This window comes from Colwellia sp. BRX10-9 (assembly GCF_014077405.1).
GTDB lineage: Bacteria > Pseudomonadota > Gammaproteobacteria > Enterobacterales > Alteromonadaceae > Colwellia_A.
Genome location: NZ_JACGVV010000082.1, coordinates 1 through 1,640 on the forward strand (window position 1 = coordinate 1; position 1,640 = coordinate 1,640).

General features: G+C 51.7%; 1 rRNA gene. It reads right to left on the reverse strand.

The window, feature by feature from the left end:
* Nucleotides 1–30 precede the first annotated feature (30 nt).
* Nucleotides 31–1,575 (reverse strand): 16S ribosomal RNA (locus H4J69_RS19550).
* Nucleotides 1,576–1,640 lie beyond the last annotated feature (65 nt).

The window sequence follows — 1,640 nt, forward strand, 5'->3', positions numbered from 1 at the left end:
AGTTTCCATTAAACTGTTTTTACTTCAAGATAAGGAGGTGATCCAACCCCAGGTTCCCCTAGGGTTACCTTGTTACGACTTCACCCCAGTCATGAAACACAAAGTGGTGACCGTCCTCCCGAAGGTTAAACTAGCCACTTCTTTTGCATCCCACTCCCATGGTGTGACGGGCGGTGTGTACAAGGCCCGGGAACGTATTCACCGTAGCATTCTGATCTACGATTACTAGCGATTCCGACTTCATGGAGTCGAGTTGCAGACTCCAATCCGGACTACGACAAGCTTTGTGGGATTCGCTCCACCTCGCGGTATTGCTGCCCTCTGTACTTGCCATTGTAGCACGTGTGTAGCCCATCCCGTAAGGGCCATGATGACTTGACGTCGTCCCCACCTTCCTCCGGTTTATCACCGGCAGTCTCCTTAGAGTTCCCGCCATAACGCGCTGGCAAATAAGGATAGGGGTTGCGCTCGTTGCGGGACTTAACCCAACATTTCACAACACGAGCTGACGACAGCCATGCAGCACCTGTCTCACAGTTCCCGAAGGCACAAGTCTATCTCTAGTCTCTTCTGTGGATGTCAAGGGATGGTAAGGTTCTTCGCGTTGCATCGAATTAAACCACATGCTCCACCGCTTGTGCGGGCCCCCGTCAATTCATTTGAGTTTTAACCTTGCGGCCGTACTCCCCAGGCGGTCAACTTAATGCGTTAGCTCCGCTACCCACGGATCAAGTCCACAGACAGCTAGTTGACATCGTTTACGGCGTGGACTACCAGGGTATCTAATCCTGTTTGCTCCCCACGCTTTCGTGCCTCAGCGTCAGTATCTGTCCAGGTGGCCGCCTTCGCCACTGATGTTCCTTCCAATCTCTACGCATTTCACCGCTACACTGGAAATTCCACCACCCTCTACAGTACTCTAGTTTGCCAGTTCAAAATGCAGTTCCAAGGTTGAGCCCTGGGCTTTCACATCTTGCTTAACAAACCGCCTACGCACGCTTTACGCCCAGTAATTCCGATTAACGCTCGCACCCTCCGTATTACCGCGGCTGCTGGCACGGAGTTAGCCGGTGCTTCTTCTGTTGCTAACGTCACAGCGAGCAGCTATTAACTACCCACCTTTCCTCACAACTGAAAGTGCTTTACAACCCGAAGGCCTTCTTCACACACGCGGCATGGCTGCATCAGGCTTTCGCCCATTGTGCAATATTCCCCACTGCTGCCTCCCGTAGGAGTCTGGGCCGTGTCTCAGTCCCAGTGTGGCTGATCATCCTCTCAAACCAGCTAGAGATCGTCGCCTTGGTGAGCCATTACCTCACCAACTAGCTAATCTCACTTGGGCTAATCAAATGGCAAGAGGTTCCGAAGAATCCCCCTCTTTGGTCCGTAGACGTTATGCGGTATTAGCAGTCGTTTCCAACTGTTGTCCCCCACCATATGGCATATTCCCAAGCATTACTCACCCGTCCGCCGCTCGTCAGCAAAGTAGCAAGCTACTCTCTGTTACCGCTCGACTTGCATGTGTTAAGCCTGCCGCCAGCGTTCAATCTGAGCCATGATCAAACTCTTCAATTAAAAAATCGTTTGTGATGCTTAGCCGAAACCAAGACATCTGCTCAATGAATTCTGTCGTGTTACCA